Genomic DNA, 25,397 nt, shown 5'->3' on the forward strand with positions numbered 1-25,397 from the left:
CGGTTCTATTGGTTATAAAATGACCATGAGAACCGTCCCCATGTTATTTTATGTCCACCACATCTGACCAATCGATTCACTTACCATAATTGGTTTTAGGTTTTCAACGGCCTTTGTAAACCCTTCTTCAATCGACATTAAGCCATCTTCATGTTCAATGCTTACGACATAGTCGTATCCGTAAAGTCGAAGTGTACTAATGATATCAGCCCATGTTTTTTGATCGTGACCAAATCCAACTGATCTAAAATACCAGGCTCGGTCAAGCATTTGGCTGTAATCTGTCATATCTGTTAGGCCATTCCGATTCATATTTTGCTGGTCAATAATCGTATCCTTTGCATGGAAATGGTGAATGGCATTTTCACGTCCAAGAATTTTAATTGCCTCAATGGGATCAATCCCTTGCCACCACATATGACTAGGGTCAAGGTTTGCACCGATAGCAGGTCCACACGCTTCTCTTAATTTCAACATGGTCGCAGGTGTATGGACGGAGAATCCACCATGAAGCTCTAAACCAATTTTTACATTGTGGGCTATTGCAAAATCATTTTTTTCTTTCCAATACGGAATCAGTTTTTCTTCCCATTGCCATTTTAACACCTCTTGAAAGTCATGAGGCCACGGAGTTACAGGCCAGTTTGGGTAAAGGGCATTTTCGTGATCACCTGGACACCCCGAAAATGTATTAACTACCGGAACACCAAGCTTAGAGGCTAAAACAATGGTTTTTGTAAGCACCTCGTCAGCAGGCTCAGCAATTTTCTTTTGCGGATGAAGTGGATTGGCATGGCAGCTTAATGCGCTTATAATTAATCCATGATCACTAATCTTTTGCTTAAAGCTCTCCAGTTTCTTTGCATCATATATAAGTTCATCCATTTTACAGTGAGCATCACCAGGGTATCCCCCAGTACCTAATTCAATCGCTTCTATACCTTTAGAAGAAACATAGCTTAACATGTCTTCTAAACTTTTATCGGAGAATAAGACCGTAAAAACACCTAATTTCATGAAAAAACCTCCTATAGGTTAAAAAAACCTATTATGTAATCCATTACATTTCTAACATATATAAATTTTCTGAATAAATCAATGATTTAAATTAATTAAATTTTTATATTGACAGAAAAATTAGGACATATTAGTATTAAAAATGTAATCGATTTCAATAGGATGAAATTACAGAAAGTAGGAAAGAACAATGGCAAACATCCAGGAGGTTGCTAAACAGGCGGGAGTTTCTGTTGCAACCGTATCAAGAGTTCTAAACGGACAAAATACAGTATCTTCTAAAACAAAGTTGAAAGTAGAAGAAGCTATTAAAAAGTTAAATTATGAGCCTAGTTTGTTGGGTAGAAACCTGAGAACTTCAGAATCTAGACTTCTATTGATTTTAATTCCTTCCATCTCTAATCCGTTCTATTTAGACATCATTAAAGGGATTGAATCTGTAGCAATTAGTCAAAATTATAATATTTTACTTTGTGAAACTGATTCTATTCCTGAGAAAGAAAATATCTACTTTGATCTTGTTCGAAAAAAAATGGCAGATGGAATTATTTCAATGGATCCTGCTGTTAATGTTGAAACATTGAAAAAGCTGGCTGAAAGGCATGCGATTATTCAATGTAGTGAATATGCAGAAGGAAGCGGAATTCCGTATGTAACGATTGATAATGAAGAAGCTTCTTATCGTGCTGTGAAGCATTTGATTAAAATCGGTCATAAAAAAATTGCCCTAATCAATTCGGATGAAAAATATCTATATGCTCGTCAGCGGAGAAATGGATACCAACGAGCTTTGGAAGAACAGGGTATTGGTTTAAATTATGACTATATCATTCATACCCAGCAATTAGGATTTGAAAATGGCCAGATTGCAATGAAAAAGATATTGAATTTACATGACCGGCCGACTGCTGTTTTCGCTGTATCGGATCTTTTGGCAATTGGAGCCCTTAAAGAAATCAATGCTGCTGGATTACATGTCCCTAATGATATAGCGGTTGTAGGTTTTGATAAAATTGATTTTTCTAATATGACGAATCCTACTCTTACAACGATTGCTCAGCCCATGCATAAGATGGGAACCGTAGCAGCTAAAATGTTGATAAATAAGATTAAAGGGGAAGAGGTGGATAGTATTATATTAGATCATGAATTGGTCATAAGAGAATCTACCTTAGGATAACAACGTAGATCTAAGACCAGCGTTCTGCTATTAATACTAAATGTAATAGTAGACCGCTGACCTTAGATGTGAATGTAATCGATTACAGTACATATAGGGAGAGCCTTTTAAAAAAACAAAGGGGTGAAGGTTTTGAAGAAATTTCTAGTCTTAATTTTGTCTTTAGTAACAATGTTTAGTTTGGTAGCCTGTAACAGCGAATCAGGAAGTTCCGAAAGTGGGAAAGATGATGACACACTAAAAATCGGTATTTCTTTACCCGCTGCAACACATGGTTGGATGGGCGCTTTAATTGATAGTGCTGAAAAGCAAGCAAAAGCACTGAAAGAAAGTGATGGCATTGAGTACGTGATGACAAATGCTGCTGATCCAAATAAACAAGCTAATGACGTTGATGATTTAATCGCTCAAGATGTGGATGTTATCGTGATGCTTCCAATCGAATCTGCAGCACTATCCCCTGTAGGACAAAAAGTTAAAGATGCAGGTATTCCTTTAGTCATTGTTGACCGTGAGCTTGAAAATGATGCGGCTACTGTGGTTGTAAAAGGTGACAATGAAGGTATCGGTGTAAATGCAGGTAAATACTTTGTAGAAAAGTTAAATGGAAAAGGAAAAGTGGTTGAAATCACTGGACCGCCAAGCTCTGTTACAGAACAACGTGGGGCAGGTTTTAAAGAAGCAATGGAAAGCTCAGACATTGAAGTTGTCGCTTCACAAAGTGGAGATTTCTCAACTGAAAAATCACTAGAAGTTATGCAAAATATTTTACAAGCGCATCCGGAAATCGATGCTGTGTTCACACAGGATGATGGAATGGCTCTTGGTGTACTCCAAGCGATTAAAGAAGCTGGACGTAAAGATATTCAATTCGTAACAGGTGCTGGCGGCGGAAAGGCTGTATTTGAAGACATTAAAGAGGATGGCTTAATTACAGCTACCTTCTTATACTCACCAACAATGGTTGAAGATGCGGTTAAAATCGCAGCAGACATTGCAAAAGGTAATAAACCAGCAGAATCAATGGTCGTAAAAGAAGCTACTCAAGTTACAAAAGATAACGTTGATGAGTTCTATGATTCAGAATCAAAATTCTAAATAATGGATGGGAGATACAATGATTGTAGATACAATTATTGTATTTCCTCTTTTCCTAAAAAGGAGGGATGAAAGCGCCATGACTACAAGTCCTTTTTTGACAATGAACAACATTGAAAAAGCATTTAACGGTGTCCCTGTATTGAAAAAAGTATCGCTAACCGTCGCAGAGGGCGAAATTCATGCTTTGTTAGGTGAAAATGGTGCCGGAAAATCTACACTGATGAACATTTTAGGTGGTGTTCATCAACCCGACAATGGCTCTATTCACATTAATGGTCAGGATGTAAAAATGTCTAATCCAAGAGTATCTCAGGAACAAGGTGTTAGCTTCATCCATCAAGAGCTTAATGTGGTCGCTGATCTCAGAGTCTATGAAAATATGTTTTTAGGTTCAGAGCTTCGAAATAAAGTAGGATTTCTAAAAGTAGAAGAGATGTGCCGACAAACAAATGAAATCCTAGCAAAACTCGGTGTGGATATCAATCCGAAGGAATATGTAAGAAATCTAGAAACCTCATACAAACAATTAATTGAAATATCAAAGGCGCTTCTACATAAATCAAAACTAATTATTATGGATGAACCTACAACATCACTAGCAGAACATGAAGTCAAACGTTTATTTGAATTAATGAGGAACCTAAAGAATTCTGGAGTGTCTATTATTTATATTTCTCATAAGTTAAAGGAAATTAAGGAAGTTTGCGACACTTATACGGTTTTGCGTGATGGAGAACTTGTTGGGACTGGAAGCATTGAAAATGAGAATTTAGATACGATCACCAAACTTATGGTTGGTAAATCTATTTCTCAAGAAAGATTAGTTCAAAATAATTCGTTTGGACCAGTTGTTTTAGAAGTGAAAAACTTAACGAGTCAAGGATTATATAAAAATATTAACTTCACCCTCAGGAAAGGTGAAATATTAGGCTTTACCGGCTTAGCTGGTGATGGCAGAACAGAGCTTTTTGAAAGCTTATTTGGTTATCGAAAGAAATACACTGGTGAAATAAAAATTAATAACCAGCTGGTGAAAATAGATCATCCACGAAAAGCGGTAAGGGCAGGGTTAGGTCTTGTTCCAAAGGATCGCAAAGAAAATGCAATCATTAAAGATTTAAGCGTTATTCATAATATGAGTTTATCGTCCATCGGACATTTTGAAAAATCGGGCTTTATCCAAGATAGACAGGAAAGGGAGAAATTCTACTATTATAAGGATAAGCTGAACATTAAAGTTCACAATCCACGTATAACGATTGATAAGCTAAGTGGTGGAAATCAACAAAAAGTCATTATTGCTAAATGGCTTGAGGTAGATACAGATATCATTATTTTTGATAATCCAACACAGGGGATTGATGTTGGGGCGAAGCAAGAGATTTATCAGCAAATCGTGTCATTAGCTGAACAAGGAAAAGCTGTTATTATTCTATCCTCAGAGGCACCTGAAGTACAAAAGATTTGTCATCACATCTATGTCATGTACCAAGGGGAAATCACAGCCCGATTTAAGGGAGAACAAGTAACAGAAGATGAGATTATGAGTTATGCAACTGGCTCAAAGAGGGAGGCCGATAAAATTGGCTAATGTAAATACAATCAAACAACCAAATCAGCAAACCTCAACTACAAAAGGTCGCCTCTCTTGGCTATGGTCCGAGTATAGCGTCATTATTGCCTTCTTAGTAATTTTTATTGCTGCAGCGATAATGAATCCTAGATTTTTAGATATCAATAACCAGCTGAATATATTAATGCAAGTTTCGATTATTGGCATTGTAGCTTTAGGTATGACCGTTGTTATGCTTTCTGGCGGAATTGACTTATCGGTTGGATCCGTTCTGGTATTCGTTGGTGTTATAACTGTTTTAGCCTTAAATGCAACTGGCAGCATTTTGGTTGCTATCTTAACGGCATTGGTAGTAGGCTCATTCGCAGGATTCTTAAATGGATTAATGGTAGCAAAAGGGAGAATTGCTTCGTTTATTGCGACCCTGGGAATGATGGCTGCGGCGAGATCGATTGCCCTGTATATTGCAGAAGGAGGCAGTATTTCAGGGGAAGTTTCTAGCTTCACAGCCATTGCAAATAGTGATTTATGGATATTTGACTTTCCTGTTATTATTTTCTTTGCTATGACAGCACTTGTATATATTTTAATGCATAAGACGCGTTTTGGACGTTATGTATATGCCCTCGGCAGTAATGAGAAAGCAGCACTTCTTTCAGCAATCCGAGTAGACCGAGTGAAAATGGGTGTCTATACCTTGGTAGGATTACTTGTGAGTGTAGCAGCAATCATTGAAACCTCTAGATTAAACTCAATTTCTTCTTCAAGTTCAGGCGTTCAATATGAATTAGATGCGATTGCGGCTGTTATCATTGGAGGTACAAGAATGACTGGCGGCCGTGGTAAGATTATGGGTACATTTTTTGGTGTGCTAATCTTAGGTATTTTGAATAATATGATGAACTTAATGAACGTTTCTCCACATCTCCAAGGGTTTGTAAAAGGATTAATTATTATCATCGCAGTAGTATTCCAAAAGAGAGAGTAGGAGGAAAAGCAGTTGGGTATAAAAGCAGGTATTATTGGATGCGGCTCCATTACAAAGTTACGGCATGCGCCTGAATATAAAGCCAATCCTTTTGTAGATGAAATTGTTTTTTATGACCGAAATCCAGAAAGAGCGTATACATTAGCAAATCTGTTTGGCGGCTGTGTTGCTCAAACAGTTGAAGAACTGCTAGAGGATCCTGAAGTACAAGTGATTAGTGACTGCTCATCGAATGAGTATCATCACATCTATTCGACGAAAGCCTTGCTGAATGGAAAGCATGTATTATGTGAGAAACCTATTTCATTAACAGTGGAGCAAGCTCAGGAAATTATCGAAGCTCAAAAAAAATCAGGGAATAAATTAATGGTCGATCATAACCAAAGGTTCACAAGGGCTCATCAAAAGGCAAAAGAAATAATTAAAAATGAAGAGCTTGGAAAAGTCCTTACCTTTAAAACAAATTTCGGACACTCTGGACCGGAACAATGGGGTGTCAATAAATCAAACTCTACATGGTTTTTTAAAAAAGAGCGTTCAAGTCTTGGTGTAGCCGGAGATTTAGGGATTCACAAAATTGATTTAATCCATTTCTTACTAGATGACGAAATTGAGCAAGTCAGTGCATTTCAAGGGGCTTTGGATAAAGTAGATGAAAATGGTCATCCGATTGAAGTATCCGACAACATCGTTTGTAGTTTAAAAACGAAAAAAGGACGTTTAGGCAATGCTTCTTTTTCCTGGACCTATTATGGAGAGGAAGATAATAGCACCATCATCTACTTTGAAAAAGGGATTCTAAAAATCTATTACAATCATGAATACCAATTAGAAGTGATTCACGATAATGGTGAGAAGGTCCGTTATCAAATCGAAAGCATCCAAACAAATGATAATCAGACAAATAGTGGTGTCATCGATGAATTTATTAACTGTGTTCGCCTCAACCGAGAACCGTTAGTATCAGGGACTGATGCTCTGTCTTCTTTAAAAGTGATAGTAGGTATTATAGAGGCTGCGGAAACGAATACTGTTGTTACTATATAAAAATGGTAAAAGGGTTAGAGCCTACTATGAGTAGTGTCTAATCCTTTTTTTTATGATTAAGGGTATAATGATAGTTGTATTCCCCTATAAGGAGTTACCATTGGGGATTTTTATTAATTTATATCGAAAGGCGGAAAGGCAGTGAAACTTTACAGCTCAATTCTTGATTTAATCGGAAAAACTCCGATTGTTAAATTGAATAAATTACCTGGTCCAGTGGGCGGGGAAGTTTACATAAAGTTGGAATCGTTTAACCCTGGAGGAAGTGTAAAAGATCGTGCGTCCATTACTATGATTGAACGTGCAGAAAAAGAGGGAAAGTTAATTCCAGGAAAGAGTACCGTTATCGAGCCGACTTCTGGTAATACTGGTATTGGAATTGCTATGGTATGTGCGGTAAAAGGATATCGTTGTATTATTACGATGCCTGATAATGCGACTCTTGAGCGTGTGAAAATTTTAAAAGCGTATGGGGCGGAAGTTCATTTAACTCCAGCAAGTTTGCGAATGCAAGGAGCGATTGAGGAAGCAAATCGATTGGCTGAAACATTTAATGATAGTTTTATTCCCATGCAATTTGAGAATCCTGCAAATGCCGATGCACATCGTGAAACGACTGCAGTTGAGATTCTAGAAGCTTTTGATGGGAATTTGGACGCTCTTGTGTTGACAGCAGGCACAGGCGGAACGGTAACAGGGGTAGGGGAAGAGTTGAAAAAGCATATTCCAAATTTAAAAATTTATGTAGTAGAACCGTTTGGATCCCCTGTGTTATCAGGCGGTGAACCTGGCCCACATAAAATTCCAGGAACAGGGCCGGGCTTTATACCAACAATTTTAAATCGTTCTATTTTTGATGAGATTTTGCTTATTAAGGATGAAGATGCCCAAGTGACGGCACGCCGGCTTGCTTCAGAAGAAGGGATCTTTGTAGGTGCGTCAGGAGCATCTTCTGCGTATTTTGCTGTCGAGGTAGCCAAAAAACTGCCATCCTCTGCTAGAGTTCTTTGCTTAGCGCCGGACACGGGAGAACGTTATCTGTCCTCTGACTTATTTTTGGCCTGATTTTTTACATGCGTTTAACTATCACTACAAGAGCTCTATAGTGACCGAAACGAAAAAAATGCAGGTGCCACGGTCATTATAAGAGCTTTATAGTGACCGAAACGAAAAAAATGTAGGTGCCACGGTCACTATAAGAGCTCTATAGTGACCGAAATGAAAAAAATGCAGGCGCCATGGTAATTATAAGAGCTCTATAGTGACCGAAACAAAGAAAATGCAGGTGCTACGGTCACTATAAGAGTAAAGGCAACTACCCTTGAAGGGGGTTGCTTTTTTTGATTTTTTAACCTGTGTTTCTAACTTAACAGAAAATCCATATATATAAGAGTAAAAGCTGCTAACAGGAGTAGAAATCATGGACAAACAAAATAGCCGATTTAGATGGGTTGTATTTGCTTCTGTTTTGTTCACTTATTTGTTAATGGCGAGCCAACGAACCGCTCCGGGATTAATCACAGACCAAGTAATGAGGGAGTTTAATGTAACTGCATCAACAATTGGATTACTGACCAGTATTCAATTTTTTGTATACACGGGATTGCAAATTCCGATGGGTATTCTGGCTGATCGGTATGGACCCAACTTTTTTCTTATTATAGGTGCAATCCTTACGGGTTTAGGTACAATTATTTACAGTTTGGGGACGCATGAATTTGTCCTGTTTTTTGCCAGAATACTGACAGGGACAGGGGATGCGACTATTTGGGTTAATATGGTATTGATTCTAGGACAGTGGTTTAAAGTGAAGGAATTTGTACGTTTAATAGGCTTCGCGGGAATGGCCGGAAGTCTTGGATTCCTCTTGGCAACTGTCCCGTTCACCACGTGGATTAGTTTACTAGGCTGGAGGCCAGCATTTTTTTCAGTGGGACTATTATTGTTTCTATGTGGGATCCTCCTTTATTTTGTCCTTATAAAAAAAACAAAACAACTTAATGAATCGGCAGTTGTAAAAGATGAAATTCATCGTGAAAAAACCATCTCATTACTCCGTAGAATTTTTTCGAACCGGCAAGCTTGGGCTTTATTCTTTTGCCATTTTGGAATAGTCGGCGCGTATGTAGGATTTATCGGTTCGTGGGCGGTACCTTTTGGGATGAATGTGTATGGAATGACACGATCAGATGCAAGTCAACTCATTATGGTTGGTATGATTGGGGCACTTATGGGTGCTCCACTGACTAGTTGGCTTTCAAGCCGGTTGGAAACAATTAAAAAGCCATATGTTGTTGTTCATAGCACTATTTTATTGTGTTGGGCAACATTTCTTTTATTTAAAGGGAATCCCCCATTATTCATGCTCATTATGCTGTTTTTCATTATTGGCTTTGGGTATGGAGCAAGTGCCTTAACCTTTGCTGTCGTCCGTCAATCATTTCCTATAATTGATTCTGGCGTTGTCTCTGGGTTTGCGAATACGGGCGGTTTCTTAAGTGCGGTCCTGCTGCCAAGTATTTTTGGAATGGTATTAGATCATTTTCAGCTTGCTTCAGGCAGTATGGGTGATGGATACTTCTACGGTTTCATTACTCCAGTTATCTTTTCTATGATTGGCCTGATTGGGGTAAGTTGTATAAAGGAAAAGCGAAGGGAAGCAGAAAAACCAAAAGGAAGCTGAGATTTCTTGTGGAATTCCGCTAAAATTCCTACTCACTTTTTCGCTAGAACCGTTGATATAAAGGGATTTATTATGAATCTAATCAAACGTTTGATTGATATCGAAATATGAGGAAATTGATATAGTTTGTTGCTTTTTAGTTTTTACAGAGAGAATAATCAGTTGTTTAATAAAAAAGTAATTATTTCCTCGACAATTATTGCATGGGAAATTAGCCGCGAACTGCTTTAAAGAAGAGCTTCCACCTGTTTTCAATCAAACGTTTAATTAATGAATTTCATTAGCAGGTAAGTGGATTTATAGGAGTTAATGTAGAATTAAATGTTTTTATTAAAGTGATGAACGCTTAACTGGGGTGTAATCGACAATTTTATTTCTGTTTAAATGAGTTAAATCAAGTTATGAAGCGATTAGAGGCTGTTTTAATCAAACGTTTAATTAACAAATAATCGCAATGAATTTTGTTGATATATAGGTTTTAATAAAAGTATTATCTTTGGAAATTGCTAACAAAGAAACAGTCTATATATAATAGTAGAAGAGTACGCTTGTTTACAATCATTATTGAGTTAGAGTAGAATTATTACTTCTACTCTAACTTTTTTTTGAAATTTTTGGCCAGGAGAACCGTCCCCATGGTCTTTCCCTTGGTCTTGAGGTGATAAGATGATTCATACCTATTTAGGTCAGACAATTAGATTTGAGGTAAAGTATAAAAAGCGTACATCGATGAGCATTCATATAGATAGTAATGGATATGTTGAAGTACACGTTCCTAAGGGGATATCCGATGAACGAGTGATTCTAGCATTAGAGGGAAAATGGGATTGGATTCAGCTAAAGCTAAAAGAAATGAAGGCTAGATCCCTTGGACCAACGGCAAAGGCCTATGAACATGGCGAGAGCTTTCTTTATTTAGGAAATGAATATCCCATTCAGATTACTCAAGATACGGAAGTACAACAAGACTATGCAGTTTTTGAAGAGGAGAAGTTACATATATTTGTGAAACAACTTGAAGATGAAAAAGTAAAACAAGCTTTGAAACGATTTTACTACCAGCAGTGCAAAATGTTAGTAGAAAAGAGTATTCGTTCCTTTCAAAGCAACTTTAAAGTAAAACCACGCTCTATCCGTATTACAGATAATAAGACGAACTGGGGAACCTGTGATTCCAAGCTGCAGTTGACATTTAATTGGAAACTGGCGATGGCACCACAGAAGGTGATTGACTATGTAGTCGTTCACGAAATGTGCCATATGGTCCATCTGAATCATGATCGCTCCTTTTGGCGCCTTGTGGGTAAAATAATCCCAGATTATGAGGAGCAGGAGAACTGGTTAGCTTTATCAAGTTGGAAAATGACTGTTTAACATTTGAAACGGATATACTTGTGCTAGGCAAATAGCAATTATATTGGAGGATTATAAAAATGGAGAATAATGATATATTAATTCGATTACGGTATGCACTGGATATAAAAAATACCGATATGGTAGAGATATTTAAACTTGGCGGCATTGATGTAACAAAAGAGGATGTACTCAAAATACTGACAAAACCAAAAGACAGTTACGATGACGAAGATGATTACTATAATGATTCAACAGAAGATGAAGATTACATTAAATGTACGAATAGTATGGTAGAGTCTTTTTTAAATGGTTTTATTACTTTTAAAAGAGGCAAACAAGAACCAAGGCCAGGACAACCTGATATTCAAGTAAACACAAAGAGTAAAGAAAGTGTTAATAATATGCTATTAAAGAAGCTGAAGATAGCGTTGGCATTAACAAGTGAGGATATGCTCGATATATTTGAAAAAGCAGGAATTACCGTAACAAAAGGTGAATTAAGCGCGATATTAAGAAAAGAAGGTCATAAGAATTATAAGCAGTGCCTTGATAAATACGCCAGAAATTTCTTGAAGGGCTTAGCCATTGTATATAGGTGAGTTGCATGAAGAGTATTCTTGTTGTTGATGATGATCAGCATATCCGTTATCTAGTTAAGGATTTATTAATGAAAGAAGGCTACAAGGTTGTAGAGGCAGCAGATGGAGTAGAGGGACTAAGGCTTATTGAGAAGGAATTATGCGACTTGGCTATCATAGATATTATGATGCCGAAAATGGATGGGTACAGCTTGACCGAAGAACTCCGCAAAATCAATGATATCCCCATCATTTTGCTTACTGCCAAAAGCCAAATTGAAGATAAGGAAAAGGGATATCGCTCAGGGACAGATGACTATTTAGTAAAACCTTTTGAGCCGAAGGAATTGCTTTTTAGGGTAAATGCGCTGCTAAGAAGGTACGGAAGATTGAATGAATCCGATATAAAAATAGGAAATCTTTTTATTAATAAAAAGAGCTATGAAGTGGAAATAGCTCAAAAGACGTATATGTTACCTTTAAAGGAATTCGATCTATTGTATTTCCTGGCCTCCCACCCAAATCAGGTTTTCAATCGAAATCAATTGATTGAGCAAGTATGGGGATTGGAATATGAAGGAGACGAAAGAACAGTTGACGTTCATATTAAACGTTTAAGAGAAAGGTTTAAGCATGTATCTGAAGCGTTTTCCATCAAGACCATAAGAGGTGTAGGCTACTCCTTGGAGGTCCAATAAATGAAATCTCTTTATGGTAAGTTTGCTCTTACGACCATATTCATTATGGTGCTAAGTGGAGTTTTATCCTTTGTTATTTCAAATTTGTATTATCAACACTCCCTTAAACCTCAAAATGATGATAAAATCACAAATTTTGCATTAGAGATTTCAAAATATATTCAGAAGGATCCTAACATTAATTTGAACAATTACTTAAATCATATAGGATTGATTGGTTATCAGATATATATCGTAAATGATGATGGAGTGGAGCAGTTTTTCGGGAATGCATATAGGGATACAACCCTATCAAAAAAGGCAATGGACACGGTTATTGCTGGTGAAATCTATCATGGTATTAATCAATTTCCACATAAGACATTTGTTACTGGATTCTTTGCAAATGAATTAAAGAATACAGTTGGAGTTCCGTTTACATACCAACAACGAAAATTTGCCCTATTCATCCGTCCGGATATTAAACTGATGTTTAATGAGATGCATTTATTGTTTGCTTGGCTCTTGCTTACTTCCATTTTATTAAGTATTTTATTTGTATTAATAGGCTCAAAATTCTTAGTAAATCCGGTTGTTAAATTAAATCAGGCAACAAAAATATTATCTGAGGGTAATTTCACGATTCATTTGGATATTAATCGAAAAGATGAAATAGGAGACTTGGCTGGAAGCTTTATGAATATGTCAAGAAAGTTGGAAAAAGTAGATAAGTTGAGAAAAGAGTTTATTTCTAACGTCTCCCATGATATCCAATCACCGCTCACGAACATAAAAGGCTATTTGAATTTATTAGATGATGAGGGAATTTCCAAGGAGAAAAGGCAAAATTACATAAAAGTCATTCATTCAGAAATCAATCGATTATCTAATCTTTCAAAACAGCTGCTTCTTCTCTCTTCGATAGAGAGCAAGAAGGAGTTGATAGATGTAAAAGAATTCGATGTGGCAGAACAAATTAAAAGTGTTATTCAGCAATTTAGCTGGAGAATAAACGAAAGGGAGCTTATGTTAAGCTACTCACTTCCAGAGACAAAAATGACGGGGGATCCTTTTTTGTTATATTCGGTGTGGGAAAACCTATTAACCAATGCAATAAAATATAATGTGGAGAATGGCAGTATCGATATTATTGTAACGAGCTTGAATGACTACATTGAAGTCCAATTTAAGGATTCAGGAATCGGATTGGAAAGTTCACAAATAGAGCGAATATATGATCGTTTTTACCGTGCAGATCCATCCAGGTCTAAAGCGGTTGAAGGAACGGGATTGGGGCTTTCCATCGTTCAAAGTATTGTACAATTGCATCGAGGAAAAATAGTAGTGGAAAGTGTAAAAGACATTGGCACTAACTTTACAGTTATACTTCCAAAATAATTAAGTTACCAGGGCCAAGCACTAGTAACCTACAGAATTGTAATTTCAAATTCATCGTCCGTTCATATTCATTAGGTACACTCCTTATGAAATCATGAAAGGGAAGGTGAATTTTTTTGTTATCTCATTCCATAAAGGAAATGACCTTTTACAAGGTTCGATATTTACTCATCTTATTTATATTGTTTTTTGTTGCATCCTTAGTTTTTATTATTAGTGGTCTAGCAAATGGTTTGTCTATGGACAATGCCTCCTCAATAAAAAAAATTAACGCAGAATCCTTCTTTCTTGATAAAGATTCTGAGAACCGTATTGATCGTTCTAAGATAAAGATGGGAGAAATTAGTGAGGACATTTTTTCTGCTAACTTGCAGCCCCTCGGTGTCAGTATGACTTCAATTGGTATAGAAAAATCCGATAAGGATATTGAAGTGACTTTAATGGCAATCAATTCAACAAGTTTCCTTGAACCGATTATTAAAGAAGGAAAAGGATTCTTTAATAATAAAGTCAATGAGGTGGTTCTAGACGCATCATTAAAGCAAGAAGGAATCAAGATAGGTCAGATAGTAAGGGATGAAAAATCTGGAGCTTCACTTGAGGTCATTGGGTTCACTAACGAACAAACCTTCAGTCATACACCTGTTGCCTTTATCACTTTTGACACTTGGAAAGAAATTAATATCGAACCATTCTATAGTGCCATTGTCGTTAAAAATAGCACGAATTCGATGGAGGATATTTCAAACAAAGTTAATGATGGAGTATGGATAGAAAAAGACCTAGTTGTGAAAGGAATTCCAGGATATGAAGCAGAGCAAAATTCATTGTTTATGATGCTTGCTTTTTTAATTGTCATTGCGGTTTTCGTATTAGCAGCCTTTTTCTACATCATGACCATCCAAAAGACAAATCAGTTTGGAATATTGAAAGCCATCGGGGCAAAAACAGCCTTTCTATGTAAATCGACCCTGTTACAGGTCGTGATATTGACGATTATTAGTTTGATTGCTGCAGTTGGATTTACCTGGGTCATCTTCTTGGTTCTTCCGGAGGATATTCCGTTCCTATTTGATCCTATTCAAATAGCAAAATTCTCAGGAATCATCGCGATTGTTTCCATATTTGGGAGTTTACTATCAACATTTAATATTATTCAAGCAGACCCAATTCAGGCAATGGGAAGGATGGAATAACAATGCAAAGCCAATATCCACTTAGTTTAAAACGTGTCACTAAAATGTATGAAGATGGCGATAAAACAGTAGATATCTTAAAGGGCCTTTCTTTTAAAATTAAAAATGGAGAAATAGCTGCGATTATAGGTCCTTCTGGGTCAGGGAAAAGTACATTTCTTGCGATAGCAGGTGCTTTGTTAACACCTGATGATGGCGAAGTAATTGTTAATGGTGTTAATATAAATAATTGTAATGAGTCGGATAAAGCAAATATAAGACTGAATCAAATCGGCTATATCTTTCAAACATCTAATCTTGTTCCCTATTTAAATGTAGAGGAGAATTTATTTTTCGTCCTAAAAATGGCCAAACAATGGAATGCAGAATCAAAGGGGTTTTGCTATCTTCTTCTAGAAAAGGTGGGTTTACTCCACAGAGCAAAGCACTATCCACACCAACTATCGGGGGGAGAAAAACAAAGAGCAGCGATTGCAAGAGCTTTCGTAAACCATCCAGAAATTATTTTGGCGGATGAGCCTACAGCAAGTTTAGATTCCAGCAGAAGTTTAGCTGTTATGAAGCTTATTTCAAATATGGTAAAACAGTATAAAAAAGCAGCCATAATAGTCACGCATGACGAGCAAATTCTGTCATTATGTGATCGTATTTATACAATGAAGGATGGAAATTTAGTAGAAAAAGAGGGGAAATCCATATAATGAATATGAAATATAGTAATTTGTTATTAAGGTTATCAGCTGTTTTCGGCTTAATCGGCGCCCTAATGGGAGGACATATGGCAGGGTCGTATGATTATGCATTTAGACCTGTACATGCTCATGTATTAGTGGTCGGATGGCTTTCAATCTTTTCATGGGCAGTTTATTATCGGGTATTTCAACCAAGTGCGAAAGTACTGTCAGCGTTACATGTGTATTCAGCGGTGGTTGGAGTTGTCGGTTTAACAGCAGGGATGGCACTAAATATTTTTAATTTCCTTCCAAGGACTGTCAACTTAATCGTTTATATTGGCGGCGGGGCGACACTGCTACTTAGTTTCGGTTTATTTTGCTTATTAACATTTACTCAAAAATCTGAAGGAAGATAAATACGATAGGAACTTTTTTTAAGAATTAGCAATAAAATACAGGGAGGACAATATACTTCAAAATCATAAATCTTTATGAGATAATAAGATTGAAATATAATAATTGGTTAAATAAGTTATACGTTTATATATTTGTTTTTTGGGTGGAGTCTGTCACTTTGGGATTATTATGTCCTTTTGCGGCGGGCTTTTCGTATATAGAAATTGTTTTGGGTTTCGTGACAATATTTTTAGATTTTGGCGGCTGGTCGTATGAGTGATTACTTCTAAATCATTTTTTGAAAAGGAGGATATCAAACATGAACATCCATTATGCGGTTATAGGATTAGCTTATCTTATCATCTTAGTCATTGCTTATGCCGTTATCATTTTCACAAACTCCGAAGAGGAAAAAAGCGAAGTAATAATAGATAAAGCTTTTAAAAATGCTTTTTCCATTCTCGCTTTTGGTCTGTTGGTGGTTTATGGCCTATTTCTAATTCCTCATATTACCTTAGATAGTCAAACCACTTCCTATCTAATTCTAGCAAGTAAATATATTTCTGTGTTTACACTTGGAGGAACTCTTTTTATATTAAATAAAAAAAGGTGCTTTTGAAAATGATAAGGAAAGAAGAAGTCATCCGTCTTCAATACGACGGATGATTTTTTTGTAAAAATATTTAGTGAAAAGTTCGATTAAGTGCCGATTCAATCGTTTGTAATGTAACTTAGTCTATGTTATGTTGTAGTTATGTAACTTATTTAGTGGAATTCGTGGAGGTTCTAGGAGGCCGCCTATGGAGTATGTTGAGCCTATAAGAGACGTTGAAAGTATTAATGCAATAAAAGAAATATTACGGAAGCAGTCAAAAAGAGACCTTTTGCTTTTTGTTCTTGGGATTAATACTGGAATAAGAATTAGTGATTTACTTTCAATAAAGATTGAGGATATTTGGGATGGAACGGGGATAAAGGAGTTTTTGCATTTAAAGGAAACCAATAGTGATGATACAAAAGCTTACTATTTAAATAATAACGTTAAACTAGCGTTTGAGGATTACTTGAAAACATATGTTTTTAACGATAGTGATTATTTGTTTAAGTCCAAAAAGAATAATCAGCCAATTACCCGTCAGCAAGCATACAGAATTATTAATACAGCCGCAAAAGAGGTTGGGATTCCAGGTAAAATAGGTACTCATACTCTTAGAAAAACATTCGGCTATCACGCCTATCGAAAAGGGATTGCCATCTCAATTCTAATGAGTATTTATCACCATCATTCCCCATCAGAAACATTAAGATATATTGGGATAAGTAAAAATGAGAAACCGTTGATTAAATTGGATGTAAATTTATAAAATGAAAAAACCTCCAACCGAGGGTGGAGGAGATATCCTTATAAAAAGTCATCATCAGAAGATAAGTTCGTATCCATATCAACGTTTGTTAAATCCTTAACAATATTCTCATTTACTTGGACTTGTAATGTTTCCTTGTCTTTCATAAATTTGAAAATACCATTATTAAAATCAGTTCCGTATTCCTTAAAGAAAATCCCTTCAAACTCTATATCCTTTGTATGTTTAAAGATTAGGCGGTAGTTATTATTATCCTTAACAAGATACGCTCGTACACCTTTTTCGAAATGTCTATCAGGATTTTTTAGGAAACGGGCCACAGATATAATATGAAGATCAACAAATGGAATTTCACGTAGTAAAGAGTTAATAATCGACCCCTTAGCGATTTGTTCCCAACGACTTTGAGCAGTTTGACCGAGTATGATTTGTGTAATGTTCTTTTCTCTGGCAACCTCTGCAATCACTTTTGAAATCGGTCTTTGTTCATTATCCTTAATAATAAATGCGTCAGCACTATGCTCGGAAGCTAATTGTTTCCATCTTGCAATATAGTTTGATTTTTCTGCATCCAAATCATCAAATGGTTTAGGATCTACGGTTAGGATGTATAGTGGACAATCAAGCATATTGGCAATTTTACAGCCCCGTTGAATGAGACGTTCACCATTAGGACCATAATAAACACAGACGAGGATACTTTCGTCCATGCGCTCTTTCATTTTTTTCACTTTTAGTTCACCTCGGAATCGTAATTACTGAAACCCGATTTTAGACCACGTTTAATAGACTATGTATGACTATAACCCATGCTACACTTTCAGTCAATCTAATTACAATAATGTACTATTTTGTAAAAACTAATAGGGAGGGATATGATGTCTTCTTGGTTACACATTATGATTTTTATTCCATTTCTTTTTGCAATCGCGGTCCCCTATATTTATAAACAATTGACACCACGTATTCATACGGGATGGTTTGTCCTATTTATTCCTTTAGTGATATTTGCTTATTTATTAACTTATATACCCAATATTTCAGAAGGGAATACTTTCACAGAAACTGTTCCATGGATTCCAGCCTACGATATTAACTTCATAACATATATGGATGGATTAAGCCTAATTCTAGGATTGTTAATTTCCGGAATTGGTACATTAGTTATCCTTTATTCTATTTTCTATCTGTCTAAACATCGGGAAGCACTAAATAATTTCTATGTGTATTTATTGATATTTATGGGAGCTATGCTCGGTCTAGTATTTTCTGATAATATTTTTGTTTTATATGTCTTTTGGGAAACAACAAGTATATCATCTTTCTTATTAATTGCGTATTGGTATGAACGTGAAAAATCACGTTATGGTGCACAAAAATCAATGTTGATTACGATTTTTGGCGGGCTGGCGATGCTGGCAGGCTTCATCTTGCTCTCTATGATTACGGATACGTATAGCATTCGTGAAATGATACGCAATTCAACTGATATTTCATCGCATTCATTGTTTATTCCTGGAATGATATTAATATTAATCGGAGCGTTTACAAAGTCAGCGCAATTCCCATTTAGTATTTGGTTACCCGATGCAATGGAGGCGCCTACCCCAATAAGTGCTTATTTACATTCTGCAACAATGGTGAAAGCAGGGATTTATTTAGTTGCCCGTATGACACCGATTTTCGGTGGTGCAGCAGAATGGTTTTGGCTTGTAACAGGGGTAGGATTGATAACTTTATTATATGGATCTGTAAATGCAGTGAGACAAACGGACCTTAAGGCTTTATTGGCCTACTCAACGATTAGTCAATTAGGATTAATCATGAGCCTACTTGGTTTAGGGTCTGCCTCCTTATATTATGGAGTTGGTACGGATTCCTCTGTATATGCCATGGCAATATTTGCTGCGATTTTCCACTTAGTTAATCATTCTACATTTAAAGGCTGTCTGTTTATGGTTGTTGGTATTATTGACCATGAGACAGGAACTCGAGATATCCGCAGGTTGGGGGGCTTGATGCACCTAATGCCTATATCTTTTACCCTAACCGTGATTGGAAGCTTTGCAATGGCTGGCCTTCCACCATTTAATGGTTTTCTAAGTAAGGAAATGTTTTTTACTGCGGTATTAAATGTATCAACAATGTCTGTGTTTAATGCAGAGACATTCGGTATGGCTATACCAATCATCGCCTGGATTGCCAGTGTTTTTACCTTTATTTATAGCATGATTCTTGTTTTTAAAACCTTTAGAGGTAAGAATAAATCAGAAAAATTAGGCAGGGTAGTACACGAGGCACCAATTGGGATGTTAATTTCTCCACTTGTCCTTGGTTCTCTAGTTATTATTATTTTCTTTTTTCCGAATGTCCTTTCACAATACTTATTAAAACCTGCCCTGTATGCAGTGTTACCTACACTGGCTGATACAGGTGAATTGAAAGTGAAAATTAGTGCTTGGCATGGTTGGAATACTGAGTTATATATGACCTTTGGAGTTATTGGGCTGGGCACATTGTTGTACATTTATCTAAAAAAATGGTATCGAATTTATTACCTATATCCGGACAATTTCACGTTAAATAGTATGTATAATCTTGGCCTGGAAAAAATGGAAAGCATATCGAAGTTCATAACAGAGAGGTACATGACAGGGTTTATCCGTGATTATTTAGTATATATATTTTCGTTTATCATCCTTGTTGTCGGCGGAGCGATGTGGTTCTTTGATGGATTTTCTTTTGACCCATCTAAAGATGCTCCTGCCAATTTTTTTGAAGCGGGATTAATGACTGCGATGATCATTACGGCAATAACCGTACTGTTTTCAAAAAACCGGTTGACCTCCATTGCTGCTGTTGGTGCACTTGGATTCCTAGTTTCCTTTTTCTTTGTGCTATTTAGAGCACCCGACTTGGCATTAACGCAATTAGTTGTGGAGACAGTTACCACTGCATTATTCTTGCTATGCTTCTACCACTTGCCTGAGTTGAGAAAGGAAATAAGCCGAATACAGTTCAAAGCAGTAAATGCAGTCATATCAATCGGGGTTGGTGCAGTTGTTACACTAGTTGCATTATCTGCCAATGGCAATCGTTTATTTGAATCGATTTCAAGTTTTTATGAGAATTCTTATGAATTAGCAGGAGCAAAAAATATTGTAAACTCAATCCTCGTGGATTTTCGCGGGATTGATACGATGCTCGAGATTCTAGTTTTATGTATTGCTGGTATTGGTGTGTATACATTAATCAAGGTTAGACCTCCGGGGAGGGATGGAAATGAAGAAGCCAAATGATGTTATCATTCGAAGTGTAACTAAAGTTGCAGTCGTGATTATTTTTACGTTTGCCATTAATCTTTTTATCTCAGGACATCATTTTCCCGGCGGTGGATTTATCGGTGGCTTGGTCTTTGCTTCAGGCTTAATCCTCATGTTTTTAACATTTGATATTGAAACAGTTCGTAATAATATTCCAGTCGATTTTAAAGTGGTGGCTGCAGTAGGGGTGTTAATTGCTGTTTTGACGGGAGTAGGTGGTATGGTTCTAGATGCTCCATTTTTATCTCAATCGTTTGGCTACTTTGAGCTGCCGATATTCGGCAAGACAGAGCTTGCTACAGCCGTGATTTTTGATGTAGGGGTAGCTTTAGCTGTTATTGGAACCTCTATGACGATAATAATGAATATTGGTGATGATCGATAATGGAAACGTTAATGTCTATCCTTGTTGGTATATTATTTGCTATTGGTGTTTACTTGATTTTGACGAAAACCTTATTAAGAATCATTTTGGGGACCTCGATTCTTGGACATGGCGTCAATCTACTGATTATCACAATGGGAGGGTTAAAAAAGGGAGGACCGCCGCTGCTTGGAATCAAGAATCTAACATATGCAGATTCATTACCACAGGCCCTTTTATTAACAGCCATTGTGATAAATTTTGCCACAACAGCTCTTTTTTTAGTGCTGAGTTATCGTGCATATAAAGTGTTGGGCACGGATGATACAGAACAACTGAGAGGTATTAAGAATGAATAATTTGATCATTTTGCCAATCATTATCCCCATTATAGTGGGAATGATTATGGTGATCTTTAGGAAAAATATAAAATTGCAAAGATTTTTAAGTGTTCTTTCTACAATAGCGATAAGCATTTCGACTCTTTTGCTGATTACTCAAATTCATACTAAGGGGATTCAAACTCTACATTTAGGCGGCTGGGAAGCTCCCTTTGGGGTAAGTATGGTGGCTGATATGTTTTCAGCAATACTGATACTGGTAACGAGCATCGTCTCACTTTGTTGTTTATTATTTGCTTTTCACTCCATTGGAAAAGAGAGAGAAGCCAACTACTTTTACCCGCTTTTTTTGTTTCTAATTACTGGGGTTAATGGTTCCTTTATCACCGGAGATATTTTCAATTTATTTGTTTGCTTCGAAGTGATGCTGGTTTCATCCTATGTGTTGATTTCACTGGGAGGTACGAGAAATCAGCTCAGCGAGTCTATTAAATATATATTGATTAACATCATCTCATCCTTCCTTTTTCTAGTTGCTATTGCATTCCTTTATGCAATGACCGGCACACTGAATTTTGCACACCTCTCGATTCGTGTTGCCGAGGTTGGACAAGAGGGTCTTATGACTACAGTTGCCATTTTATTTTTAATTGTATTTAGTTTAAAAGCAGGTCTTTTTCTATTCTTTTGGCTTCCAGGCTCCTACAGTGCTCCTCCAACTGCGATCTCAGCTATTTTTGCCGCTTTGTTAACGAAGGTAGGAATCTATGCCATTATAAGAGTTTTTACACTCGTCTTTTATCATGAGCCAGAGGTGACCCATTTATTTATCGGAATATTAGCTGCGGTAACGATGCTATTAGGAGCAATTGGGGCAGTCGCTTTTTGGGATATTAAAAGAATATTGACCTATAACGTTATTGTAGGCGTGGGATTTATATTAGCAGGGGTTGCATCCTATACAACAGAAGGGATGACTGGATCTCTTTTCTATCTGATTCACGATATGGTTGTGAAGGCACTGATTTTCCTTTTAGGAGGAACAATCATACATCTTACTGGAACGAGTAAGCTTAAAGAAATAAGCGGTCTTATCCGCTTGCACCCGGGATTAGGCTGGATGTTTTTTATTGCGGCATTGTCACTGTCAGGCATTCCGCCGTTAAGCGGCTTTTTAGGGAAAATTTTCATAACAGAAGGGACCTTTGAAAGAGGATACTTATGGTTGGGGGGAGTTGGTTTGTTTACCAGCCTTCTGGTCCTGTATTCGATAATGAAAATCTTTATGAATGTCTTTTGGGGGTATACCGACTTAACAGAGGAGAATGAGAAAGGGACGACAAAGGGGTTAATGTTACCAATAGGAATCCTTACCATAATAACGATTGCTCTCGGATTAGGTGCAGAAGGGATTCATGATTACGTTGATATTGCGGTAGAAGGCTTAATGAATCCAAGCCTATATATTGAAGCAGTCTTGGGCGGCAATCTTGGTCATTAGATCAAAATTGTTATCTTTATATATGGAAAGGGGTGGTACCGATGCCCATGCAAGTATTAGTTAATTTATTAATTGGTGTAATCTGGATGTTTCTTCAGGATGATTGGAGTGTATTAACATTCTTTAGTGGTTACCTATTTGGTTTATTGGTGCTTTATATATTACGCAGATATCTTCCTACTAAATTCTATTTGGTCACATTACTTGCAATTGTTCAACTTTTTTTCGTGTTTATTTATGAATTATTTACATCTAGTATCTTGGTAATTCGACAAATTCTTCGACCAAAGATCAATATTACACCAGGGATATTTACTTTGGAAACAGAGCTAGAAGGGGATCTAGAGGTTACGTTACTAGCCTTACTTCTAACTTTAACCCCTGGTTCTGTTGTGGTAGAAGTAACTTCAGATAGTAAAAAGTTTTATATCCATGCAATGGATATCCCAGAATCAAGCAATGCAGTTCTTCAATCTAAGGCTAAGTTTGAAAAGGCTATTAAGAAGGTGACACGAGCATGATACAGGGAATTTTAATTTGTTCATTAGTATTTCTTAGTTTTGCTATATTTGCAACCATATTTCGATTGGTAAAGGGGCCGACTGCGCCAGATAGAATTCAGGCGCTGGATGCATTAGGAATTAATATCATTTCTGGAGTTGCAATTTTTTCTGTTTTTATAAGAAGTACTGGTTTTTTTGAAGTCATTTTATTAATTGGAATCCTTTCCTTTATCGGGACAATTGCCTTTGCGAGATATATAGAAAGAGGTGTGGTCATTGAGCGTAATAATTCCGAGTGAACACATTGCGGTTTTGTTAATATTAATTGGTACCATCTTTAGCTTTTTAAGTGCAGTTGGATTAATCCGTCTCCCTGATATTTATACCCGCGCGCATGCACTTTCAAAAGGGTCAACGATTGGAGTCCTTTTTACGCTTGTAGGAACCTTCCTTTTTTTCGTGTTAGAAGGATTTTTTAGTATTCGTTTATTTCTTGGTATATTCTTTGTATTTCTAACAGCACCTGTGGCTGGACATATTATTGTCAGAGCAGCGTATCGCTCAAATGTCGCTCTCGCTAAGGAAAGCGTGCAGGATGACTTGAAGGAAGTTATTGGTCAAGTAAAAGAGAATAAATAAAGCAGCAACGCAGTAGAGAAAAGCGCAAAATAGATCTGCGTTTTTTTTTATTTCTAAAAAAAACACACAAATTTAGAAAGTAGATCTGCCTTAAAATCCGACATTCATTTTACGTGTTTTAGGGGTTAAAGCCTTATTTGGAAGGGCTCCAGCCCCTGCTAATCAAACGTTTGATTAACATAATAATTTGTCGAAAATCGTTACAGTTTGTTATACCTTGCATTTTTTGACTGCTACTGAAGGTTACTGAAGGTTTTTAGGGAAAACCAAGCCTAATTTACGACAAAAATTTCCCCGAAAATAACTCAAAGTTCATTTTTTAAAAGGGATTATGCCCATTTAATCAAACGTTTGTTTAAGATATATATTGTCAGTAGTTGTCGTCTCGTCCATTTTTAAAAGCGGTTTTTTTGTATCTCCTCCTAAAAAGCTATACAATGTGAACTATATTTTTGAATGTGAGGAGCAGAAGAATGAAAGCACTTATCTTTGAAAGTTTTGGTGGACCCGAGGTATTACAATATAAAGATATTCCTGATCCTGTCATTAGTGAAAATGAAATCTTGGTAAGGATGAAGGCGATAGGATTAAATTTTGCAGATATATACCGTCGAAAAGGGAATTATCATCTAGCCGGTCAGCCCCCGTATATATTGGGTTATGAGGGCTCAGGAATTGTGGAAAAAGTCGGTGCCGGCATTACAACAATAAAAGTTGGAGATCGAATTGCATTTGCAGATGTGCCATTTGCAAATGCTGAGTTAGTCTCAGTTCCTTTGGAAAAGGCCATTCCATTACCAGATGAGATATCCTTTGAAACTGCTTCGGCTGTATTACTACAAGGTTTAACAGCCCACTACTTAACAAGAGACAGTTATGAGGTTAAAGAAGGAAAATTAGTCCTCGTCCATGCTGCTGCAGGCGGCGTTGGTCAAATTCTTATTCAAATTGCAAAATTATTAGGCGGACAAGTTATTGGCCTTACTTCTTCACTTGTGAAGTCTAAAGCTGCATATTCAGCAGGAGCGGATCATGTTTTTTTATACAATGATAACTGGATTGAGGAAGTAAGGAAGGTAACAAATGGATTTGGTGTGGATGTTGTTTATGAATCTATAGGTTCTACTCTTCAGGAAAGCTTTGAGGTTACTAAAGTTGGAGGTACCGTTGTTTTTTATGGTATGGCAGGGGGTGACCCTGCTCTGGTCGATCCACGAATGCTTATGGATACTTCGAAAACATTAACTGGCGGAGACCTTTGGAATGTTCTTACTTCCTTAGAGGAAAGAAAAGAACGCTCAAAACAATTATTTGATTGGATCCTAGAAGGGAATATTAACATACAAGAACCAATGATTTTCCCTTTAAAGGATGGCTCAGACGCACATACTTTACTAGAAAGCCGCAAAAGTACAGGGAAAATTTTATTACAACCTTAAATGATGTTTGAAGAAGCTCTTTTTTTTCATTCTTTCCCTTTTGTTGGGAATAATGAAAG

The 25,397-nt window shown here is 36.7% G+C and carries 26 protein-coding genes; 24 read left to right on the forward strand and 2 right to left on the reverse strand.

Features of this window, described 5'->3' with window-relative positions:
* Positions 1-48 precede the first annotated feature (48 nt).
* Positions 49-1,017 carry a sugar phosphate isomerase/epimerase family protein gene (locus QNH48_RS02400; RefSeq protein WP_283953603.1) on the reverse strand — a complete coding sequence of 323 codons (969 nt, stop codon included), beginning with the start codon at positions 1,015-1,017 and terminating at the stop codon, positions 49-51.
* Positions 1,018-1,207: 190 nt separating this feature from the next.
* Here QNH48_RS02400 and QNH48_RS02405 point away from each other — a divergent pair, with 190 nt between their 5' ends.
* From QNH48_RS02405 to QNH48_RS02480, 16 genes are all read left to right on the forward strand, one after another.
* Complete coding sequence (locus QNH48_RS02405; RefSeq protein WP_283953604.1) at positions 1,208-2,197, forward strand: LacI family DNA-binding transcriptional regulator; 990 nt, start codon at positions 1,208-1,210, stop codon at positions 2,195-2,197.
* Between the two features lie 123 nt (positions 2,198-2,320).
* Positions 2,321-3,295 carry a substrate-binding domain-containing protein gene (locus QNH48_RS02410; RefSeq protein ID WP_283953605.1) on the forward strand — a complete coding sequence of 325 codons (975 nt, stop codon included), beginning with the start codon at positions 2,321-2,323 and terminating at the stop codon, positions 3,293-3,295.
* Positions 3,296-3,374: 79 nt separating this feature from the next.
* Positions 3,375-4,889, forward strand: a complete 1,515-nt coding sequence (locus QNH48_RS02415; protein ID WP_283953606.1) for a sugar ABC transporter ATP-binding protein — start codon at positions 3,375-3,377, stop codon at positions 4,887-4,889.
* The gene (locus QNH48_RS02420) at positions 4,882-5,859 is read left to right on the forward strand and encodes an ABC transporter permease (protein ID WP_283953607.1); all 978 of its coding nucleotides are present in this window, start codon (positions 4,882-4,884) and stop codon (positions 5,857-5,859) included. The genes QNH48_RS02415 and QNH48_RS02420 overlap by 8 nt, the downstream gene beginning before the upstream one ends.
* Before the next feature lie 12 nt (positions 5,860-5,871).
* A complete protein-coding gene (locus QNH48_RS02425; RefSeq protein ID WP_283953608.1) occupies positions 5,872-6,906 on the forward strand; it encodes a Gfo/Idh/MocA family protein in 1,035 nt (344 codons plus the stop codon).
* 141 nt (positions 6,907-7,047) lie between these two features.
* A complete protein-coding gene (gene cysK / locus QNH48_RS02430; RefSeq protein ID WP_283953609.1) occupies positions 7,048-7,971 on the forward strand; it encodes a cysteine synthase A in 924 nt (307 codons plus the stop codon).
* Between the two features lie 355 nt (positions 7,972-8,326).
* The gene (locus QNH48_RS02435; protein WP_283953610.1) at positions 8,327-9,589 is read left to right on the forward strand and encodes an MFS transporter; all 1,263 of its coding nucleotides are present in this window, start codon (positions 8,327-8,329) and stop codon (positions 9,587-9,589) included.
* Between the two features lie 666 nt (positions 9,590-10,255).
* The gene (locus QNH48_RS02440; protein WP_283953611.1) at positions 10,256-10,963 is read left to right on the forward strand and encodes a M48 family metallopeptidase; all 708 of its coding nucleotides are present in this window, start codon (positions 10,256-10,258) and stop codon (positions 10,961-10,963) included.
* Positions 10,964-11,016: 53 nt separating this feature from the next.
* Positions 11,017-11,544 carry a YehS family protein gene (locus QNH48_RS02445; protein ID WP_283955659.1) on the forward strand — a complete coding sequence of 176 codons (528 nt, stop codon included), beginning with the start codon at positions 11,017-11,019 and terminating at the stop codon, positions 11,542-11,544.
* 5 nt (positions 11,545-11,549) lie between these two features.
* Positions 11,550-12,221 (forward strand): response regulator transcription factor, encoded by a 672-nt coding sequence (locus tag QNH48_RS02450; RefSeq protein ID WP_283953612.1) that lies wholly within the window; start codon positions 11,550-11,552, stop codon positions 12,219-12,221.
* Positions 12,222-13,598, forward strand: a complete 1,377-nt coding sequence (locus QNH48_RS02455; protein WP_283953613.1) for a HAMP domain-containing sensor histidine kinase — start codon at positions 12,222-12,224, stop codon at positions 13,596-13,598.
* A gap of 140 nt (positions 13,599-13,738) precedes the next feature.
* On the forward strand, positions 13,739-14,794 hold the full coding sequence (locus QNH48_RS02460; RefSeq protein WP_283953614.1) for an ABC transporter permease: 1,056 nt from the start codon (positions 13,739-13,741) through the stop codon (positions 14,792-14,794).
* Between the two features lie 2 nt (positions 14,795-14,796).
* The gene (locus QNH48_RS02465) at positions 14,797-15,495 is read left to right on the forward strand and encodes an ABC transporter ATP-binding protein (RefSeq protein ID WP_283953615.1); all 699 of its coding nucleotides are present in this window, start codon (positions 14,797-14,799) and stop codon (positions 15,493-15,495) included.
* The gene (locus tag QNH48_RS02470) at positions 15,495-15,884 is read left to right on the forward strand and encodes a hypothetical protein (RefSeq protein WP_283953616.1); all 390 of its coding nucleotides are present in this window, start codon (positions 15,495-15,497) and stop codon (positions 15,882-15,884) included. Before QNH48_RS02465 ends, QNH48_RS02470 begins: the two co-directional genes overlap by 1 nt.
* A 299-nt stretch (positions 15,885-16,183) precedes the next feature.
* The gene (locus tag QNH48_RS02475) at positions 16,184-16,483 is read left to right on the forward strand and encodes a hypothetical protein (RefSeq protein WP_283953617.1); all 300 of its coding nucleotides are present in this window, start codon (positions 16,184-16,186) and stop codon (positions 16,481-16,483) included.
* A 181-nt stretch (positions 16,484-16,664) separates the two neighbouring features.
* Positions 16,665-17,228: a tyrosine-type recombinase/integrase gene (locus QNH48_RS02480; protein WP_283953618.1), complete on the forward strand. Its 564-nt coding sequence runs from the start codon at positions 16,665-16,667 to the stop codon at positions 17,226-17,228.
* A 38-nt stretch (positions 17,229-17,266) separates the two neighbouring features.
* Here QNH48_RS02480 and QNH48_RS02485 read toward each other — a convergent pair whose 3' ends face one another.
* On the reverse strand, positions 17,267-17,950 hold the full coding sequence (locus QNH48_RS02485) for a universal stress protein (RefSeq protein WP_481858479.1): 684 nt from the start codon (positions 17,948-17,950) through the stop codon (positions 17,267-17,269).
* Positions 17,951-18,103: 153 nt separating this feature from the next.
* Here QNH48_RS02485 and QNH48_RS02490 point away from each other — a divergent pair, with 153 nt between their 5' ends.
* From QNH48_RS02490 to QNH48_RS02525, 8 genes are all read left to right on the forward strand, one after another.
* Positions 18,104-20,527: a Na+/H+ antiporter subunit A gene (locus tag QNH48_RS02490; RefSeq protein ID WP_283953620.1), complete on the forward strand. Its 2,424-nt coding sequence runs from the start codon at positions 18,104-18,106 to the stop codon at positions 20,525-20,527.
* Positions 20,511-20,936, forward strand: coding sequence for a Na(+)/H(+) antiporter subunit B (locus tag QNH48_RS02495; protein ID WP_283953621.1), 426 nt, complete (start codon positions 20,511-20,513; stop codon positions 20,934-20,936). Before QNH48_RS02490 ends, QNH48_RS02495 begins: the two co-directional genes overlap by 17 nt.
* Positions 20,936-21,274 (forward strand): Na(+)/H(+) antiporter subunit C, encoded by a 339-nt coding sequence (locus QNH48_RS02500; RefSeq protein ID WP_283953622.1) that lies wholly within the window; start codon positions 20,936-20,938, stop codon positions 21,272-21,274. Before QNH48_RS02495 ends, QNH48_RS02500 begins: the two co-directional genes overlap by 1 nt.
* The gene (locus QNH48_RS02505; protein WP_283953623.1) at positions 21,267-22,757 is read left to right on the forward strand and encodes a Na+/H+ antiporter subunit D; all 1,491 of its coding nucleotides are present in this window, start codon (positions 21,267-21,269) and stop codon (positions 22,755-22,757) included. Before QNH48_RS02500 ends, QNH48_RS02505 begins: the two co-directional genes overlap by 8 nt.
* A gap of 41 nt (positions 22,758-22,798) precedes the next feature.
* Positions 22,799-23,278 carry a Na+/H+ antiporter subunit E gene (locus QNH48_RS02510; protein WP_283953624.1) on the forward strand — a complete coding sequence of 160 codons (480 nt, stop codon included), beginning with the start codon at positions 22,799-22,801 and terminating at the stop codon, positions 23,276-23,278.
* Complete coding sequence (locus QNH48_RS02515; protein ID WP_133370819.1) at positions 23,275-23,559, forward strand: Na(+)/H(+) antiporter subunit F1; 285 nt, start codon at positions 23,275-23,277, stop codon at positions 23,557-23,559. The genes QNH48_RS02510 and QNH48_RS02515 overlap by 4 nt, the downstream gene beginning before the upstream one ends.
* Complete coding sequence (gene mnhG / locus QNH48_RS02520) at positions 23,537-23,899, forward strand: monovalent cation/H(+) antiporter subunit G (RefSeq protein ID WP_133370818.1); 363 nt, start codon at positions 23,537-23,539, stop codon at positions 23,897-23,899. Before QNH48_RS02515 ends, mnhG begins: the two co-directional genes overlap by 23 nt.
* 473 nt (positions 23,900-24,372) lie before the next feature.
* Positions 24,373-25,338 carry a quinone oxidoreductase family protein gene (locus QNH48_RS02525; protein ID WP_283953625.1) on the forward strand — a complete coding sequence of 322 codons (966 nt, stop codon included), beginning with the start codon at positions 24,373-24,375 and terminating at the stop codon, positions 25,336-25,338.
* Positions 25,339-25,397 lie beyond the last annotated feature (59 nt).

The organism is Neobacillus sp. YX16, assembly GCF_030123505.1.
GTDB lineage: Bacteria > Bacillota > Bacilli > Bacillales > Cytobacillaceae > Neobacillus.